The organism is Massilia violaceinigra, from assembly GCF_002752675.1.
GTDB lineage: Bacteria > Pseudomonadota > Gammaproteobacteria > Burkholderiales > Burkholderiaceae_D > Telluria_A > Telluria_A violaceinigra.
The window spans coordinates 2,684,289-2,701,294 of the sequence record NZ_CP024608.1 but is presented as its reverse complement, the minus strand read 5'-3'; the positions used below and the strand labels follow the sequence as shown (position 1 = coordinate 2,701,294).

The window sequence follows — 17,006 nt, the reverse complement described above, 5'->3', positions numbered from 1 at the left end:
TATAGGGAGCGGCCGGTTGCTGCTGCGGGAAGTGGGGAGAAACAGCTTGTGGGCGCGGTGTGCAAACTTCTTGCCACACCCTGAAAAACGTTTGCTTGCGGCTTGCTTGTGGGTTCATGCGGATGAAGGCCTCGGCCGATTGGCAATATCGGCTGATATTTACGTGAAAATATAGCTCAAAAGCTACAATTTCGCCATGGAATTATTGACCATTCCATACATATACCAATTTCCCCACAGCATCGGGATAAAAAAAGCCCCGCTTTCACGAGCGGGGCCTGGATCGGAGGTGCGCCTCAGAAGCCGAAGGCCGCTTTCATCAGATGGAACACCCTGGTGTTTTCCATCGTTCCCTTGAACACGCCCGACCCGGCGCCGGTGGCGAACAGCTTCACATCGCCGCCGCCATGGGTCTCGCTGGTCAGGCGCACGCCGGTCTCCTGATGGTAGCCGTCGGCCAGCGCATGCGCGCTGTCGACGTCGGCCCGCTGATGGGAACGGTTCGGACCATTGCCGAACACCAGCGCGGTGTACGTCTTGCCATCGGCATCGCGCGCCGGTGCGCCATCGCCCACATTGCGCACGATATCGAGGATCGGATTACCGCGCCTGGCGTAGCCGTTCATCACGATGGTGTGGTCATGGTCCGCGGTGACCACCAGCAGCGTATTGCGCAGGCCAGGATCGAGCGCCTCCATCTTGTCGAGCGCCGTCTTGATGGCGTCATCGAAGTCGATTGTCTCGGCCAGCGCATTCTTCACGTTCGTGTCGTGCAGCGCGTGATCGATCTTGCCGCCTTCGACCATCAGGAAAAAGCCCCTGGGGTTGGCGGCAAGCAGATCGATCGCCTTGGACGTCATCTGCGCCAGCGCCGGCTGGCCGGCACGCCGGGCCAGGGCGTAATCGAGGTGGCTCGCATCGCTGTAGATGCCGACGAATTTCTTCCCCTGCGGCGCGGCCTGCATCTGGCTTGCATTGGCCGCCACCGTATAACCGCGCGCCGCGAATTCGGCCATCATGTCGCGCCCGTCGGCGCGGCCCTGCGGATTGCGCGCCGCGTCGAAGGGCGTGAAGTGATTGCGCCCACCGCCCATCAGCACATCGACGCCATCCTTCAACGCCGGGTTGTAGCCGGCGCCGCCCGGCACCACCTGCGCCGCGATCTGATAGGCCATGTCGCGGTCGCACACATGCGAGAAGGTCGATGCCGGCGTGGCGTGGGTCAGCTCCGTGGTCGTGATCGCGCCCACTGACTTGCCGGCGGCCTTGGCCAATTCGAGGATGGTGGCGGCCGCGCGCCCGTTGCCAGGCGGGCAGGCATCGATGCTGGCATTGCCGTTGGCGTCCTTTTTGGGCCCGAACGGCTTGGCGTCGGCCATCGAGATCACATCGTTGTTGATCTTGATGCCGGTCATGTACGCCCCCATCGACGGTGCGCTGTCGGTGGTCTGGGCATCGTTCGAGTACGTCTTGATGCGCGCCGAGCGCGCCATCCGCTCGAAGTGCAGCAAGCCCTCTTCCTTGTAGCGGTGGATGCGCGCGGCGGTGATGGTGGTCGGGCCCATGCCGTCGCCGAGGAAGAAGATGATATTTTTCGCCGCTGGTGGCGCTGCGGCAGCGAAGGAAGGCGCCAGCGCGCACGAAGCGGCCAGCAGGAGCATGGGAAAGCGGGATGGCGTCATGGTAGGTCTCATAAATGGGGCGCGGCTTACCAGCCGGCGGCCGCCTTGATCAGTTCAAACACGCGGGTGTTATCGATGGTGCCGCCGAAGCGCCCGGCGCCGGCGCCGATGGCCCCCAGGTACACATCGGTGCCGCTGTGGGTCTCGTAACCGGGCTCGGTGCGCACCACCGCCTCCTGGCGGTAATCGTCGGCGCTCACCTGGGCGCTGGTCAGGTGCGGAACCGCGCCGCGGCTGCCCTGCACCCGTTTTTCGCCGCTGCCGAAACCGATGATGGTAAACGGCGCGCCATCGGCATCGAGCTTGATCTCGTTGTTATCGACGCGGCGCATCAGTCCCAGCACGCCCGGTTCGGACGGCGTGGTCTTGCCGGTGCGGCGCGAGTAGCCGTTCAGGAGCAGCGAATGATCGTGGTCGGCGGTGGCCACGATCAGCGTGTTTGTCAGGTCCGGATCGATGGTGCGCATCTGCGCGATGGCCGCCTTGAGGGTATTGTCGAAAACGACCGTCTCCTGCAGGGCGCGGCGCGCGTTCGAATTATGCAGGGCCAGGTCGATCATGCCGCCCTCGACGACCAGGAAGAAGCCTTTCGGATTATTCGCCAGGATGCCGATGGCCTTGGCGGCCATCTCGGGCAGGCCTGGTTCCCTGGCCGCGTCGCGCATCGAATCGAAGCTCAGGTCGTGCGCAGCGAACAGGCCGACCAGCGGCGCGCTGGAGGTGGTATCGACCGCCTTGAGCTGGGCGCTGTTAGTGACCGAGCGCACACCCTGCGCGGCCAGTTCGGCCAGCAGATCGCGCCCGTCGCTGCGCTTGCCGCCTTTGGCCGTGGTGGTGAAATGTGCGCTGCCGCCGCCGAGCAGCACATCGAGCCCGCGCGCGCCGAGGGCCGCGTTGTAGCCGGCGCCGCCGGGAACGAGGGAGGCGGCGATATCGTTTTCCATGGCGCGATGGCACACGTGCGCAAAGACCGCGCCCGGAGTGGCATCGGTGACGCGGGTGGTGGTGACGACGCCGACCGACATGCCGCGCTGCTTGGCCAGTTCGGCCAGGGTGGCGACGGGGCGACCGCTGTTGCAGCGGCCGGCCAGCTTGTTGCCGGCGGCGTCCGGGGCGGGAGCGGCGGCGAGCGTATCGGTGCTCATCGACAGCACATTGTTATTGACCTTCACGCCGGTCATATAGGCCGACATGGACGCGGCGCTGTCGGTGACCTGGGCGTCGTTGGAAAAGGTCTTGATGAACGCCGACTCGGGCAGGGTATCGAGGGTCAGATCGCCGTCTTCGCCGACGGCATAAATACGGGCGGCGGTCAGGGTATTGATGCCCATGCCATCGCCGAGGAAGAAGATGATGTTTTTGGCTGGCGCGTGGTTGGTGGCCTGGGACGGCGGCTGGACGCTGGCGCATCCCGACAAGACCGCCAGCGCGGACGCTGCGGCAAGAAGAGTCAATCGCATGTGCACTTTCGTGAGCTCTGAGAAAAAAAGCAGTCTACACCGGCCGCCGCCGCCGTGGTGCCGGACTTCAGCAGCTACTCACCTGCACGATTCGATAGTTACCTAAGCAAATAGTTTCCTAACCGGGGTCAGAGCTTTAATTAGCAATATTCGCCCAAACCTCCTACAACCGCCGTCTGGCTTCCTACAACCGGGGCCAGAGCTTTAATTAGAAATCTTTCCGGTGCCTGCGCAGGGCATTTGTCATTTGCCCATCCACTTGTGCATCAAGCGTTTTTTGAGGGCGGCGCGTTCGTGCGGGTTCTGTCCCTCGCGCTCCGCGCTCCACTCCGCCGAGGCTGTCTGGTCCTTTAGAGAAAGATAGAAATGTCCGTCCTTCTCCATCGCCCACACGTTACTGACCTCACGTTCCAGCACAGGAAAATGGGCTTCCAGGGCCTCGGGCGAGGCGCGGGCGAGCACTTGACGTTCTCGGGTACGGAAGCGGTGATGCCAAGCCTTTTTGTCCCAGCGCTCACTGCTCGAAATACAGATGCCCCGGATGGGGTGCCGGCGACGGCTACGGCTCAAGATCAATCTCCTTCACGATTGCGGACCGGAGAACCGGGAACATTCCGAATGACATTAGTAAAGTCGCTTACCCCCCAGCACACCTGGCCCGTGAGGAAAGTTTGACAAGAAGTTTCAAGTAAAAGCTCTGACCCCGGTTGTGCGACTATGAACTATTTCAAGTCAGAGCTCTGACCCCGGTTGTGGGGGGCGTCCGCATTTTTAGGTAGGAAATTTCCACTTTTCCCAGGCGGCCAGGACGGCGTTCGGGTAGGCGGGCTTGCCGCGGCTGCCGTTGTAGCGGCCCAGCGCCAGGTACAGGTTGCCATTTTCGATGTCGATGTACATCCGCAAGATCGAGCAGCCGTAGCGCAGGTTCGTTTGCATATGGAACAGCTTGCTGCGGTCGCTGTCGCCGATCGCATTGGTCCAGAATGGCATCACCTGCATGTACCCGCGCGCGCCCACCATCGACACGGCGTACTTGCGGTACGCCGATTCGACCTGGATCAGCCCCAGCACCAACCCCGTATCGAGCCCGGCACGGTTCGATTCATACCAGACCGATTGCAGGAATTCGAGCCGCACCTGGTCGTCCGGCAGCTTGCGCTTGAGCCGGTCCGACATCGCCGTGAGCCATTGCTGATAACGCGCCCTCCCCGCCTCGTCGCGAAACACGGGCTGCGGCGGACGCGTGTCCTTGATCGCGTTCGACAGCGCCAGCCGCACCGAGTCGGCCATCGCTTCCTCTTTCTGGTTGCCGGCCCACGCAGCCCAGGAACACAGCAGCCCCGCCGCCAGCACCACCTGTGCCAGCGTGTTCACCATGACCGAAGCGCTCACTGGCTCAATTTGCCTTTGATGAACTCGACCATGCCGGCCACCGGCACGGCGGTCGCCTCGGCATCGCGCCGTCCCTGGTATTCGAGGTTGCCTTCCTTCAGGCCACGCTCGCCGATCACAACGCGGTGCGGCACGCCGATCAGTTCCCAGTCGGCGAACATGGCGCCCGGACGCAGTCCGCGGTCGTCGACGATCACGTCCACGCCCGCCGCCTGCAGCGCCGCATACAGGCTCTCGACTTCGGTCTTGACCATCTCGCTGCGGTCCATCCCCATCGGGCACAGAACCACTTCGAACGGCGCGATCGCGGCCGGCCAGATGATGCCCTTGTCGTCGAAATTCTGCTCGATCGCCGCGCCCAGAATACGCGTGACGCCAATCCCGTAGCAGCCCATCTGCAGCGGCGCAGGTTTGCCGTTTTCGTCCAGAAAAGTAGCTTTCATGCTTTCGGAGTACGAGGTCCCAAGCTGGAACACGTGACCGACTTCGATGCCGCGCTCGATCGCCAGCACGCCTTTGCCGTCCGGCGAAGCGTCGCCTTCGACGACGTTGCGCAGGTCGGCGACGATCGCTTCCGGCAGGTCGCGCACCCAGTTGGCGCCCGTGTAGTGGAAGCCTTCTTCGTTGGCGCCGCAGACGAAATCGGCCATGTTGGCGACCGTGCGGTCGGCCACGATGGTGACCGGCTGCCTGGTGCCGATCGGGCCCAGGTAGCCGGGAATGCTGCCGTAGCAGGCCAGGATCTCGGCTTCGGTGGCGAAGCGGTGCGCGGCCAGGCCAGGTACTTTGCCGACCTTGATCTCGTTCAGTTCATGGTCGCCGCGCAGCAGCAGCATCCAGTTTTCCAGCACCTGCTTGCCGGCGACTTCCTTTTCCACCGTCAGGGCGATGGTCTTGACGGTCTGCGACAGCGGCAGCTTGAGCAGCTCGGCCACGGTCTCGCATTTGGTGGTGCCTGGCGTGGCGGTGCGGGTCAGGGGCGCGCTGGCGGCAGCGCGCGCGGCGGCCAGCGGCAGCGCTTCGGCCGCTTCCATGTTGGCCGCGTAGTCGGACGTCGGGCAGTAGACGATGGCGTCTTCGCCGGTGCTGGCGATGACGTGGAATTCGTGCGAGCCGGAGCCGCCGATGGCGCCGTTGTCGGCCGCCACCGCGCGGAATTTCAAGCCGAAGCGGTTGAAAATCGCCGTGTAGGCGTCGTACATGATCTTGTACGAGACCTTCATGCTCGCTTCGTCGCGGTCGAACGAGTAGGCGTCCTTCATCGTGAATTCACGCCCGCGCATCAGACCAAAACGCGGACGGCGCTCGTCGCGGAACTTGGTCTGGATATGATAAAAATTGAGCGGCAGCTGGCGGTAGGACTTGATTTCGGAGCGCACCACGTCGGTGATGACTTCTTCCGACGTCGGCTGGATCGCGTACTCGCGGCCGTGACGGTCTTTCACGCGCATCAGTTCCGGACCCATCTTTTCCCAGCGGCCGGTTTCCTGCCACAGCTCGGCTGGCTGCACGAGCGGCATCAGCATTTCGATGCCGCCCGCCTTGTTCATTTCTTCACGGATAATCGCTTCGACCTTGCGGATCACGCGCAAGCCGGTCGGCATGTAAGTGTAGATGCCGGAGCCGAGGCGCTTGATCATTCCTGCGCGCATCATCAGCTGGTGACTGACGATTTCAGCGTCGGACGGTGCTTCTTTTAAAGTTGAAATAAAAAAACGGGAGGCACGCATATCGGTGAATTCTTTTTAAAAAGAGAGGGTTATAATCAACCTAATTTTAAAGGATTAGCTGGCTGATGCGTCCAATCTTTATACAAATGGGCCCGTTTGACGCGGTTCCCGCCGTTTTCGTACCCCGAAAGCCTGGCGGGGGCCAGAATTTGTGGGTAAATATGTAAGAAGGCGCGCGCTGGCAGAAAGTTTCGAGGTGCACTATGCTCGACCGTGAAGGGTTTCGGCCCAACGTCGGCATCATCCTGCTGAACGCCCATAACGAGGTGTGGTGGGGCAAGCGGGTGCGCGAGCACTCGTGGCAGTTCCCGCAAGGGGGCATTAAATACGGTGAGACACCGGAACAGGCAATGTATCGCGAACTGGAGGAAGAGATTGGGTTGCGCCAGGAGCATGTGAAGATTGTGGGACGCACCCGCGACTGGCTGCGCTATGAAGTGCCCGACCATTTTATCAAGCGCGAGATTCGCGGCCACTACCGGGGGCAAAAGCAGATCTGGTTCCTGTTGCGCATGTGTGCGCGCGATAACGACGTCAACCTGCGCCTGACCGACCATCCGGAGTTCGACGCCTGGCGCTGGCACGATTACTGGGTGCCGCTCGATGTGGTGATCGAGTTCAAGCGCGATGTCTACCAGCGCGCCCTGCAGGAATTATCGCGTTTCCTGACCTGGCCGGCCAACGGCGGCCATACGCACGAACGGCGCCACACGGCCCGTTACCTGCGCCAGCCGCACGCGCCGCGCCAGCCGGCACCGGAACAGTCCTGCGTTCCGGAACCGCAGCTGATACTGGTGCCGAGCAAGGAATAGCAGGACCGACACACCCGACGGCGCTTCACGGCGCCGTTTTTTCGTCCGCGAAGTTGCACATCAGGCAAGCTTGCGCGTTAGTATCCCAGCCCAGCCCGTCGCGGGCAGCGGGGCTGTCCGCAACGGCGGCGCGGCGATGGCGGTACAATGTGGCCTACCTCATTTGCCGGCCCTGCCCACCATGTTCACCCCTTCTTCAGACGATGTGCGCCGTTTTTTCTGTGAAGCCTACCGCAAGCAGCGCAGCGGCGAGATTCTCAGCCCGATGGACGCCATCGCCGCCGACTGGATCGTCCAGCACCCCGAATACGCCGATGTGCTCTCCGACGCCGAGGCGGCCCTGGCGCGCGACTACTCTGTCGAGGGCGGCCAGGCCAATCCGTTCCTGCACCTGTCGATGCACCTGTCGATCGCCGAGCAGGTGTCGATCGACCAGCCGCCCGGCATCCGCGCCGCCTGCAATGCGCTGGCCCAGCGCCTCGGCGCGCACGACGCCCATCACGAAATCATGGAATGCCTGGGCCAAATGATCTGGACCTCGCAGCGCAACGGCGTGCCGCCCGACAGCGTCGCCTACGTCGAGTGCGTCCGCGCGCGCTGCGCTTAAACCGTCATTCCCGCGCGGGAATCCAAGTACTGGGCACCTCGAAAAACCCTCGTGAATCTGGCATGATATCGGTGCCTCGACTCTGACGTAATTTTTCATGATCAAGACCAGTCTGTTTGCTGACCAAGAGCGCGAAGCCAAGCTGAACAAGCTCGGCGATGCACTGGTGGTGATGGAGCGGCATGTCGACTTCGCCGCCCTGGCTGCCGAGGTCGACCTTGCGGCACCACGCCCTAGCCGCGAGCGCGGCGGCCGTCCGCCTTTCCCCACCGAATTGATGGTGCGCGTACTGTTGATCCAACAGCTGTTCAACTTGAGCGATGAGCAGATGGAATTCCAGCTGCTCGATCGCTTGAGCTTCCAGCGCTTTGCCGGCTTGCGCGCGAGTAGTCAGGTCCCGGATCGGACGACGATCTGGACTTTCAAGGAGCGCTTGATCCAGGCCGGCGCCAGCGAGAGCGTATTCGATGCGGTCAATCGCCAACTGTCCCAGCACGGCTACATTGCGCGCGGCGGGCAGATGATCGACGCGAGCATTGTGCAGGCGCCGAAACAGTCGCTGAACAAGGAAGAGAAAACCCTGGTCATGCAAGGCGCGATACCGGCCGGCTGGAAGCCGGCCAAGCGGCGTCAGAAGGATACGCAAGCGCGCTGGACGAAGAAACACGGCAAGTCCTACTTCGGCTATAAGGTCTCGGTCAACGCCGACAAACGCTACAAGCTGGTGCGCAAGATCAAGGTCAGCACGGCCAGCGAACATGACACCACGCATTTCGAGGAGGTGCTCGATCCCTCCAACACGAATCGCAACATCCTGGCCGACAAGGGGTACGTCGACGGCGAGCGCGAAGCGCGGTTGAACAAGCAGGGCTGGCGCATGCACATCCAGCGCAAAGGTAGCAAGGACAAGCCGATTTCCGATGCCCAGCAGCGCCGCAACCATCGCATCGCCAAGACACGCGCACGCGTCGAACACGTGTTCGCGGGCATGGCCCAGATGGGCGGCAAGGCGTTGCGCTCCATTGGCCTGGCGCGCGCCACGCTGCACCTGAACTGGAAGGTCGCTGCCTACAACTTGCAGCGCCTCGTCTACTTGAAGGAGGCAGGTATCGAGGCGTTCTAACGCCCGAGGTCCGTTCGGGCCGCCGAATTTGAGCAACGTAGCCTGAAAAACAGGTCGGGAAACAACGTCGCTCGCGCAATGCGGGCCACATTCAAACGCCCCGTTCGCAGGCAACCGCGAAATCACGGGTTATTCGAGGTGCCCTACTGTAGGCGACTCGACGGCGCCTTGGATTCCCGCCTGCGCGGGAATGACGGTTATTAGGGCGGCGATCTTTAGGTACGTGCCAGGTCTACCCGACGTTACTTATAGTCGGCCGCCAGCGCCTCCCTCGCCGTCTGCTGTCCACGCACCCACACCGTCACCACGCTGTCATACGCACTCACGTCCTCCAGCGGCGAGGTTTTCATCAACAGCAGGTTGGCCGCCTTGCCCACTTCGATCGACCCAAGTTCGGCATCGAGCCTGAAAGTGCGCGCATTGTTGATCGTGGCCGCCTTGAAGATCTGCGCCAGCGACATGCCGGCCGCGTGCAGCTGTTGCATCTCCCGATAGCCGTTCAGGCCGGGCAGGTTGCCATACGTCGGCGACGATGGCGTGTCCGAGCCGAACACGAAATTGGCGTCGCGGCTGGCCAGGTAAGCCACCACGGCGCGCTGGCGCCGCAACGGCCCTTCCATGCCCTGCATGACGGCCGCGTCATCCTCCCCATCAGTCACTTCAGGCTTGAACCACTGCCCTTGGGGCGTGGAAAACCAGGCCAGCAGCGACGCCGGCACCACCTTGCGCAGGGCCGGATCGTTCAGGTAGCCCGGCTCCACATAGGCGCGCAGTCCGTACAGCACCTGCATGGTCGGCTGAAAACCGGTGCGCTGGTCGGCGATCCTGTCGAGCAGCGCCTTGATGTCGTTCGGCAGGCCGGCCTGGCCGTTCAGCGCCCCCCAGTGCCACATGCCGTGCGCCAGTACGTCGGCACGGCCGGCCACCGCGAACGACTGCGCCTCGAACGAATTGGCATGCGTGACCAGCACCTTGCCCGCCTGCGTGACGGCGGCGCGCACTTCGGCAAATTTGGCGCCGCTCATCACCGGCAGGTTGCGATCCTTGCCGAAACCGCGCTCGAAATGGGTCTTCACACAGATGCCGCCGGCCTTGTCCACGCGCGCCACGCCCGCCGCCACGGTGTGGGCCGATGGCGCGAATTGGGCCGGCACCGCGGTCGGCATGGCCGGATCGAACAGATAGTTACCGAAGCTTTGGAAGCGCGTTTCGGGCGTAAAGAACGACATCGGGTAGCCGTTGGCCAGCACCAGCGCTTCGCCGCAGTGGTATACGTCCGGATGCAGCGGCTCCTTGCGGAAGCGGTCGATCACGCCGTAATCCGACACCGCCAGGTCGATCACGGTGGTAAAGCCGTGATACAGGAAGGAACGCGGCATCTGGCGGAAGTAGTTTTGCGCCAGGCTGTCGCCGGACGCGCCCTGCTCCATGCTCATGCCCGGCACGACGTGCAGGTGCACATGGGAGTCGATCAGGCCCGGCGTGAGGTAGTAACCCTTGCCGTCGACGACTTTGGCGCCGCTTGGCGCGGCCCTGGATGGCCCGCGTTCGACCCGGGCGATGCGCCCGCCGTCGATCAGCACACCGCCGGTTTCGATGCGGTCGAGCTTTTCGGGCGAGACCAGTGTGACGCTGGAAATCCAGATCCGGTCGGCGCCGAGGGCCGCGTTGCACAACATCAGGGTGGCCAGGCAGGCCGACAACAGGGTACGTTTCATGAAAACTCCATGGCGGTGAGTGAAGGGGCGAATGGACCCATTTTCACGATTTAGCCCGGGAGAGTCGTCCCAGATGATGATTCGGCACCTGTTTCCAGGCCGGCGCCGGCCGCGCCGCGGCGAAATTCGGACGGGGTCAGGCCGGTCTGCTTCTTGAACGCGCGGTTCAGGGTGGTCTTGCTGTTAAAGCCACATGCGAGCGCCAGGTCGAGGATGCTGACGCTGGCCTGGTCGGGCGCATGCAGCGCCAGTTTGAGCGCGTCGACCCGGTAGCGGTTCAGGTATTCCTGCAGGTTGACGCCGCAGGCATCGTTAATCAGCTGCGACAGTTCGTGCGGCGTCATGGCCAGCAGTGCGGCCAGCTCGTCCAGCGTCAGTTCGCCGTTGCGGTAAACCTGGTCGACTTCCATGCACCGTTTCAGTGCATCGAGAAAGCTGGCGCGGTCCGGCTCCGACAGGCGCTTGTTGGCATAGCGCGGCGCGGGTTCCGGCAAAGGCACGGGCGCGGGCGCGGGCAGATGCGCGCGGTAGCCGAGCGGCAGGCGGATCGCCAGGAACGCGGTCGCATACACAAAACAGGCCAGCGCGATGGCGCCCAGCGCATCCGACGACAACGGCAGCTCCATGTCGAGAAATTCGATGCCGAAGGCAGCCACGCTGCCGGCCGCGCCAAGCACCCATATTTTGGCCAGGCGCGCCAGGCCGGCCGCCAGCGGGCCGCTTGCCGCGCCGCGCATCAGGCGGTAGCTGGCCACGACATACCAGATGAACAGCAGCGTTTTCACGAGCACGGACACGCCGACATACCACGGCAGCACCGGGCGGCTCTGCATCCAGGCCAGCTTGGCCGCTGCGCTTTGCAGGTAAAACGGCAGCATGGCGGCCGTCGCCAGCAAAAATGGTGCCCCATGGAGCCAGTCGCGCGCGCGCAGGCGCTGCCCGGTCAGGGCGCTGCGCAGATATAAATACAGCAGCGGCCCGCTCAGCAAACCGATGGTGGCAATCGCCAGGGCGCTGTGCGGATAGCTTGTATACAGGCGGTTGATGCCCAGCCAGGCATGGCCGATGACGGCCACGCTCCCCAGCAGCAGGGCCGCCAGCAGCCGGTTGGCCCCGCGCAGGTCGGCCTGGCGCGCCGCCAGCAGGGCAATCGCCAGGAACACGCCCTGCCCCATTGCCAGCAGCAGAAGTATGGAGAGCACGCTCTGCGTCATGGACTCAGGCCAGTTTGTCGTCGGCGATGCGGTAGCGCGGCACCTTGCCGAACAGGCGAAAACTGCCCGAGGCGAAGGTCTTCTGGCACACCACGAACATGACGCCGATCAGGGCGGCGAGCGCAATGCGCTCGATCCATTTCGACGCCAACAGGATGAACGAGAGCAGGAACACGACGGTAGCGATGCCCGACAGGCACCCGGTGGCGCTGTTGATCAGGGACACCATGAAGGCGGCGAACAAACCGGTCAGCGGCGACACATGCCACCAGCGCGAACGCGATCGCCGCCGCCACCATGGCCAGCGCCACGGTCAGGCCGCCGGGTAGCTTGGCCTTGATGTACTGGGGCGACAATGTCGGCAAAGCGGCTCCGTGAACGAAAAAAACAAGGGGACAAAAACAAGGCGCCTTCCACCTTCCCGGCGAGGAGAAGATGGAAGGCGCCTTGATGACAGCGTCCGTATTGCCTGGAGCGGTTTAGCGCTTCAGAACCAGATCCGAAGGAAGGCTGTGCAGATAAGCGGCGATGTCGGCCATGTCCTGGTTGGACAGGTCCTTGACGAAAGCGCCCATGATCGGATTGTTACGGCCGTTCGGGCCATCGCCGCGCTTGTAGGCGACCAGCGCATGCTTGAGGTAGTCGGCGTGCTGGCCAGCCAGGCGTGGGTAGCTCGGATCGGTCGGCTTGTTGAAGTCGGCGCCGTGGCAGGTTGCGCAGGTGCGCTTCTTGACCAGTGCTTCGCCGTTGGCGATGTTGCCGCCGGCGGTGGCGCTCAGGGAAACAGCGCCGCAGAACAGGGCGATAATCAGTTTTTTCATGGCTCTGTCCTTATTTTTTCTGCTGCGAATAGTAGGCAGCGGCGTCGGCGATGTCCTGGTCGGACATGCTGCCGGCGATACCACGCATCGAAGGGTGCTTGCGCTCGCCCTTCTTGTAAGCGATCAGCGCGTTTTCGATGTACTTGGCCGACTGGCCGCCAATCATCGGCACCGAATAGACTTCAGGGAAAGTCGCTTTGTAACCGGGGATGCCGTGGCAGCCGATACATTGTTCAACTTTTGCAGCCTTGGCGTTTCCAACGATGTCCGCTGCGGCGGACACGTTCGCGACGCAGGCGAGCACGAGGAGTGCGATGAATTTTTTCATGGTGGCGAGGGTAAGTGATAATCGGGTATCGCACGTGCAAAATTATTATGTTTTGCACTATCAACCTGAGATTTTAACCGAAGTGAAGTGCCCCGTCCACTTTCACTGTGTTGCAGTGCCACCCTTCCGGTTCTGGCTTATACTCGAAATAATTCCACTTTTGACCACACACGCACATGCACGCATCGCATTCGCAGGCGCACCGCTTCCAGGGTTCGGACAGTTACGTCGCCACCGCCGACCTGAAACTGGCGGTCAACGCCGCCCTCACCTTGCAGCGTCCCCTGCTGATCAAGGGCGAGCCGGGTACCGGCAAAACCATGCTGGCCGAAGAAGTCGCCGCCGCGCTGAACATGCCGCTGATGCAGTGGCATATCAAGTCCACCACCAAGGCGCAGCAAGGCCTGTACGAGTACGACGCGGTGTCGCGCTTGCGCGACTCCCAGCTCGGCGACGAGCGTGTGCGCGACATCCACAACTACATCGTCAAGGGCGTGCTGTGGCAAGCCTTTACCGCGCCCGAGCCGGTGGTGCTGCTGATCGACGAAATCGACAAGGCCGACATCGAGTTCCCCAACGACCTGCTGCGCGAACTTGACCGCATGGAGTTCTACGTCTACGAGACGCGCGAAATGGTCGTGGCCAAGCACCGCCCGCTGGTCATCATCACCTCGAACAATGAAAAGGAGCTGCCGGACGCGTTCTTGCGGCGCTGCTTCTTCCATTACATCAAATTCCCCGACAAGGACACGATGGAGCAGATCGTCAAGGTGCACTACCCGACCTTGAAACAGGACCTGCTGGCGCAGGCGCTGCAAAGCTTCTACGAAGTGCGCGACGTGCCGGGTCTGAAGAAAAAGCCCTCGACCTCCGAATTTCTCGACTGGCTCAAGCTGCTGCTGGCCGAAGACATCCCGGCCGAAGCGCTGCGCAGCCAGGACGCCAAGGCCATCGTGCCGCCGCTGCACGGGGCCCTGCTCAAGAACGAACAGGACGTGCACCTGTTCGAGCGCCTGGTGTATATGTCGCGGACCAACCGCTGATGATCCAGGTCGACGCCCTCACCCTCGAATTTAACGGTGTGCGCCTCGAGCCGCTGTCGCTCGCGCACGCCGACGGCCTGCGCGCGGCCGCCAGCGACGGCGAACTGTGGAACATCCGCGTCACCTCGGTGCCGGAACCGCACGACGTGGAGCAGTACATCGGCCATGCGCTCGGAATGCCCGACCGGCTGGCGTTCGCCGTGATCGACGCCTCCAGCGGCGCTGTGATGGGCACCACCAGCTACCACGACATTCTGCCCAAGGTCGATCGCGTGGAAATCGGCTGGACCTGGTACGCCAAAAGCCGCCAGCGCAGTCACGTCAACACCAGCTGCAAATTGCTGCTGCTCTCGCACGCCTTCGATACGCTCGGCTGCGCGGTGGTGGGCCTGCGCACCGATAACTTCAATCACGCCTCGCAGGCGGCCATCGAACGCCTCGGCGCAAAGAAGGATGGCGTGATCCGCCACAGCGCCCTGCGGCGCGACGGCACCGTGCGCGACACGGTCATGTACAGCATCCTGCGCGGCGAATGGCCCGAAATCAAATCGCAGTTGCACTACCAGCTGCAGCGGGCGGGGGCTTGAAGTGCTGATCGACTTCTTCTTTTCGCTCAAGGACGCCAAGATCCCGGTCACGATCAAGGAATTCCTCACGCTCCTTGAAGCGATGGAGAGCAACGTCGTCGGCGCGTCGATGGACGACTTCTATTATGTATCGCGCCTCACGCTGGTCAAGGACGAAGCGCACTACGACAAGTTCGACCGCGCCTTTGCCCAGTACTTCAAGGGCATCAACGCCGCTTTCGAGACGAATGCCTCCATTCCGCTCGACTGGCTGGTCAAGCGCATGGAGCGCGAACTGTCGGACGAGCAGAAACGCCAGCTCGAAAAATTCGGCTACGACAAGCTGATGGACCGCCTGAACGAACTGCTCAAGGAACAGAAGGAGCGCCACGAAGGCGGCAGCAAGTGGATCGGCACCGGCGGCACCTCGCCGTTCGGGAACGGCGGCACCAATCCGGAGGGCGTGCGCATCGGCGGCACGGGCGGTAAGCGCACCGCGGTCAAGGTGTGGGAGCAGCGCGCCTACCGCGACTACGACGCAGAACGCGAACTAGGCACGCGCAACATCAAGGTCGCGCTGCGGCGCCTGCGCAAGTTCGCGCGCGAAGGCGCCGAAGACGAACTGGCGCTCGACGCCACCATTCACGCCACCGCCAACAACGCCGGCTACCTCGATATCAAGATGCGGCCGGAGCGCCGCAACAAGGTCAAGGTGCTGATGCTGCTCGATGTCGGCGGCTCGATGGACGACCATATCGAACGCACCGAAGAACTGTTCTCGGCGGCGAAGACCGAATTCAAGAACATGGAGTTTTTCTACTTCCATAACTGCGTCTACGACTACCTGTGGAAGAACAACCGGCGCCGCAATGCCGAGCGTTTTCCGACCTGGGACATCCTGCGCAAGTACCCGGCCGACACCAAGCTCATTTTCGTCGGCGACGCCACCATGAGCCCTTATGAAGTGCTGCATCCGGGCGGCTCGGTCGAATACAACAACGAAGAAGCCGGCGCCGCCTGGCTGGCGCGCTTTTGCAATGCGTTCCCTAAATTCGCCTGGCTCAATCCGGAGCCGGAAGGCGTGTGGCAGTACCGCCAGTCGATCTCCGTGATCCGCCAGATCATGAGTAACCGCATGTTCCCGCTGACGATCGAAGGCCTGGAACGCGCCATGCGCACCCTGAGCAAATAAGGGGCGCGCCAGCCTTTGCGGCGCTACCCAAGGCGCATGATTGTGATTTGGCCAACATTTTTCGTTATGCGGAATCGTGCGCGCGGCACGGTCTTGTAGAATCTTGGCGCACCCATCGACCCGATGGAACGAAAGGAATACATGCCCGATCTGCTGACGATTCTCACCAATCTCGCCTGGCCCGTTGCGATCTGTCTCGCATGGCTGGCCGGCGAATTCGGCAAGCGCTGGACCGGCCTGCCGCGCATCAGTTTTTACGGCATCGTCGGCTTCGCCCTGGCCAGCACCCAGATCGGAGTGCTGCCGCCGTCGGGCGCCGGCCCTGTGCTGGTGATGGCCGATATCGCCTTCGGCCTGATTCTGTTTGAACTGGGCTACCGCATCAACCTGCGCTGGCTGCGCACCAATCCCTGGTTCGGCATGGCCGCGCTGGTCGAAGCGCTGGGCACCTTTGTCGCCGTCTATTTCGTCGCCATGTGGTTCGGCGTCACCACCATGACCGCGCTGATGCTCGCCTCGCTGGCCATGTCCACCTCGCCCGCCACGGTGGTACGCATCATCAATGAACAGCGCAGCTCCGGCCAGGTCACCGAGCGCGTACTGCACCTGTCCGCGATCAACTGCGTGCTGTCGGTGTTTACGTTTAACGTCATCGTCGGCTTCTGGATCTTTCACAGTTCGTCCGACATCGGCGACGCCACGATCAACAGCCTGGTCGCGCTCCTGATGTCGGGCGTGGTCGGCGCCGTGTTCGGCGTGGTGGTGCCGGCGCTGCTGCGCCACCTGGGCAACCTGGCGCAGGATGCGACGGTCGGCTTTGCGCTGGCCGTCATCCTGCTCGTCTCGATCACCTACACCACGCACCTCTCGCCAGTGGTGGCCACGCTCGCCTTCGGCCTGACGGCGCGGCACCGGCGCGTGGCCTTCAGCCAGGCGCAGCGCAACTTCGGCGCGCTCGGCGAACTGCTCACCGTGCTGCTGTTCGTGTATGCCGCATCGACCCTGGAGTGGCGCGAAGTGATCGCCGGCGGTGCGCTGGCCGTGACGGTGGTGATCGTGCGCCTGGCCACCAAGACGCTGGGCGTGACGGTGTTCTCGCAGCTGTCCGGCATCTCGTGGCGCAAGGGCGCGCTGACGGGCCTTGCGCTGGCGCCCGTATCGGTGTTCGTGATTTTGCTGCTTGAGCATGCGCGTTTGCGCGGAATCGACATACAGGAACTGCGTTCGATGGCCGCGGTGACCATGCTGCTCGAAGTATTCGGCCCCATTATCATCCAGCGCGCCCTGATCTGGGCCCGCGAAACCACGGAGGCCTGAG

General features: G+C 62.9%; 16 protein-coding genes and 1 pseudogene. 7 read left to right on the top strand and 10 right to left on the bottom strand.

All coding sequences use genetic code 11. From position 1 onward, the window contains the following. Positions 1-296: 296 nt before the first annotated feature. The 5 genes from CR152_RS12345 to CR152_RS12325 all read right to left on the bottom strand — a co-directional run bounded on the left by CR152_RS12345 (position 297) and on the right by CR152_RS12325 (position 6,264). On the bottom strand, positions 297-1,661 hold the full coding sequence (locus CR152_RS12345) for an alkaline phosphatase (protein ID WP_370663851.1): 1,365 nt from the start codon (positions 1,659-1,661) through the stop codon (positions 297-299). Between the two features lie 47 nt (positions 1,662-1,708). Further along, positions 1,709-3,142 (bottom strand): alkaline phosphatase, encoded by a 1,434-nt coding sequence (locus CR152_RS12340; protein WP_099875171.1) that lies wholly within the window; start codon positions 3,140-3,142, stop codon positions 1,709-1,711. A gap of 243 nt (positions 3,143-3,385) precedes the next feature. After that, complete coding sequence (locus CR152_RS12335) at positions 3,386-3,712, bottom strand: hypothetical protein (protein ID WP_099882252.1); 327 nt, start codon at positions 3,710-3,712, stop codon at positions 3,386-3,388. Between the two features lie 201 nt (positions 3,713-3,913). Next, a complete protein-coding gene (locus CR152_RS12330; protein ID WP_099875170.1) occupies positions 3,914-4,519 on the bottom strand; it encodes a lytic transglycosylase domain-containing protein in 606 nt (201 codons plus the stop codon). A gap of 11 nt (positions 4,520-4,530) precedes the next feature. After that, the gene (locus CR152_RS12325; RefSeq protein WP_099875169.1) at positions 4,531-6,264 is read right to left on the bottom strand and encodes a proline--tRNA ligase; all 1,734 of its coding nucleotides are present in this window, start codon (positions 6,262-6,264) and stop codon (positions 4,531-4,533) included. Positions 6,265-6,467: 203 nt separating this feature from the next. Between CR152_RS12325 and CR152_RS12320 the strand changes: the two genes are divergently transcribed. The 3 genes from CR152_RS12320 to CR152_RS12310 all read left to right on the top strand — a co-directional run bounded on the left by CR152_RS12320 (position 6,468) and on the right by CR152_RS12310 (position 8,806). Beyond that, positions 6,468-7,076: an RNA pyrophosphohydrolase gene (locus CR152_RS12320; RefSeq protein ID WP_099875168.1), complete on the top strand. Its 609-nt coding sequence runs from the start codon at positions 6,468-6,470 to the stop codon at positions 7,074-7,076. 181 nt (positions 7,077-7,257) lie between these two features. Continuing rightward, positions 7,258-7,683, top strand: a complete 426-nt coding sequence (locus CR152_RS12315; RefSeq protein ID WP_099882250.1) for a DUF1841 family protein — start codon at positions 7,258-7,260, stop codon at positions 7,681-7,683. 97 nt (positions 7,684-7,780) lie between these two features. Next, positions 7,781-8,806, top strand: coding sequence for an IS5 family transposase (locus tag CR152_RS12310; RefSeq protein ID WP_099875167.1), 1,026 nt, complete (start codon positions 7,781-7,783; stop codon positions 8,804-8,806). Between the two features lie 242 nt (positions 8,807-9,048). Here the strand turns inward: CR152_RS12310 and CR152_RS12305 are convergent, their stop codons facing one another. The 5 genes and pseudogenes from CR152_RS12305 to CR152_RS12285 all read right to left on the bottom strand — a co-directional run bounded on the left by CR152_RS12305 (position 9,049) and on the right by CR152_RS12285 (position 12,887). Further along, positions 9,049-10,524, bottom strand: coding sequence for an amidohydrolase family protein (locus CR152_RS12305; protein WP_099875166.1), 1,476 nt, complete (start codon positions 10,522-10,524; stop codon positions 9,049-9,051). Positions 10,525-10,574: 50 nt separating this feature from the next. Next, on the bottom strand, positions 10,575-11,726 hold the full coding sequence (locus CR152_RS12300) for a helix-turn-helix domain-containing protein (RefSeq protein WP_229413361.1): 1,152 nt from the start codon (positions 11,724-11,726) through the stop codon (positions 10,575-10,577). A 46-nt stretch (positions 11,727-11,772) separates the two neighbouring features. Then, positions 11,773-11,937: pseudogene (locus tag CR152_RS35005) on the bottom strand (SulP family inorganic anion transporter); the annotation flags it as partial. A 280-nt stretch (positions 11,938-12,217) separates the two neighbouring features. After that, positions 12,218-12,559 (bottom strand): c-type cytochrome, encoded by a 342-nt coding sequence (locus CR152_RS12290; RefSeq protein ID WP_099875164.1) that lies wholly within the window; start codon positions 12,557-12,559, stop codon positions 12,218-12,220. A 10-nt stretch (positions 12,560-12,569) separates the two neighbouring features. Then, positions 12,570-12,887, bottom strand: a complete 318-nt coding sequence (locus tag CR152_RS12285) for a c-type cytochrome (protein WP_099875163.1) — start codon at positions 12,885-12,887, stop codon at positions 12,570-12,572. Positions 12,888-13,063: 176 nt separating this feature from the next. On the opposite strand from CR152_RS12285, the gene CR152_RS12280 reads away from it, so the two are divergent. From CR152_RS12280 to CR152_RS12265, 4 genes are all read left to right on the top strand, one after another. Continuing rightward, positions 13,064-13,930: an AAA family ATPase gene (locus tag CR152_RS12280; RefSeq protein WP_054268423.1), complete on the top strand. Its 867-nt coding sequence runs from the start codon at positions 13,064-13,066 to the stop codon at positions 13,928-13,930. Next, complete coding sequence (locus tag CR152_RS12275) at positions 13,930-14,517, top strand: GNAT family N-acetyltransferase (protein ID WP_099875162.1); 588 nt, start codon at positions 13,930-13,932, stop codon at positions 14,515-14,517. The genes CR152_RS12280 and CR152_RS12275 overlap by 1 nt, the downstream gene beginning before the upstream one ends. Position 14,518: 1 nt before the next feature. Next, positions 14,519-15,688, top strand: coding sequence for a vWA domain-containing protein (locus tag CR152_RS12270; RefSeq protein WP_099875161.1), 1,170 nt, complete (start codon positions 14,519-14,521; stop codon positions 15,686-15,688). 141 nt (positions 15,689-15,829) lie between these two features. Beyond that, positions 15,830-17,005, top strand: a complete 1,176-nt coding sequence (locus CR152_RS12265; RefSeq protein ID WP_099875160.1) for a cation:proton antiporter — start codon at positions 15,830-15,832, stop codon at positions 17,003-17,005. Position 17,006 lies beyond the last annotated feature (1 nt).

Bases quoted from the DNA above. Each gene is read 5' to 3' on its own strand.
- CR152_RS12285 (WP_099875163.1), bottom strand. From the start codon at position 12,887: ATGAAAAAATTCATCGCACTCCTCGTGCTCGCCTGCGTCGCGAACGTG.
- CR152_RS12320 (WP_099875168.1), top strand. From the start codon at position 6,468: ATGCTCGACCGTGAAGGGTTTCGGCCCAACGTCGGCATCATCCTGCTG.
- CR152_RS12275 (WP_099875162.1), top strand. From the start codon at position 13,930: ATGATCCAGGTCGACGCCCTCACCCTCGAATTTAACGGTGTGCGCCTC.
- CR152_RS12325 (WP_099875169.1), bottom strand. From the start codon at position 6,264: ATGCGTGCCTCCCGTTTTTTTATTTCAACTTTAAAAGAAGCACCGTCC.
- CR152_RS12305 (WP_099875166.1), bottom strand. From the start codon at position 10,524: ATGAAACGTACCCTGTTGTCGGCCTGCCTGGCCACCCTGATGTTGTGC.
- CR152_RS12265 (WP_099875160.1), top strand. From the start codon at position 15,830: ATGCCCGATCTGCTGACGATTCTCACCAATCTCGCCTGGCCCGTTGCG.
- CR152_RS12340 (WP_099875171.1), bottom strand. From the start codon at position 3,142: ATGCGATTGACTCTTCTTGCCGCAGCGTCCGCGCTGGCGGTCTTGTCG.
- CR152_RS12280 (WP_054268423.1), top strand. From the start codon at position 13,064: ATGCACGCATCGCATTCGCAGGCGCACCGCTTCCAGGGTTCGGACAGT.
- CR152_RS12310 (WP_099875167.1), top strand. From the start codon at position 7,781: ATGATCAAGACCAGTCTGTTTGCTGACCAAGAGCGCGAAGCCAAGCTG.
- CR152_RS12345 (WP_370663851.1), bottom strand. From the start codon at position 1,661: ATGCTCCTGCTGGCCGCTTCGTGCGCGCTGGCGCCTTCCTTCGCTGCC.
- CR152_RS12290 (WP_099875164.1), bottom strand. From the start codon at position 12,559: ATGAAAAAACTGATTATCGCCCTGTTCTGCGGCGCTGTTTCCCTGAGC.
- CR152_RS12315 (WP_099882250.1), top strand. From the start codon at position 7,258: ATGTTCACCCCTTCTTCAGACGATGTGCGCCGTTTTTTCTGTGAAGCC.
- CR152_RS12330 (WP_099875170.1), bottom strand. From the start codon at position 4,519: ATGGTGAACACGCTGGCACAGGTGGTGCTGGCGGCGGGGCTGCTGTGT.